Raw genomic sequence first — 234 nt, forward strand, 5'->3', positions numbered from 1 at the left:
TGCCAAGCGCGGCCGCATGGGTTGGCAGCGGGCGTCGGGGTACGGCTGGCGCGCCTTGGTGGAGTCTGACATCTCGCGCTGGAAGCGGGTCGTCGGCGAAGGGCTGCGCTTCCAGACAGCCGGGCGCCGAGCGACCGAAGTGGCGATCGCGGCGGACATGCTGAACCGAATGCTGGACCTCGGACGCCCGGAGTACGTCCGGACCGCATGACCTGGAATCGGGTGGGGCTCAAT

General features: G+C 69.2%; 1 pseudogene. It reads left to right on the plus strand.

Annotated elements, in window-relative coordinates:
- Positions 1 to 211: pseudogene (locus JMJ55_RS30725) on the plus strand (IS5/IS1182 family transposase); the annotation flags it as partial.
- Between the last annotated feature and the right edge of the window lie 23 nt (positions 212 to 234).

The sequence above is a fragment of the Belnapia mucosa genome (assembly GCF_016775475.1).
Taxonomy (GTDB): domain Bacteria; phylum Pseudomonadota; class Alphaproteobacteria; order Acetobacterales; family Acetobacteraceae; genus Belnapia; species Belnapia mucosa.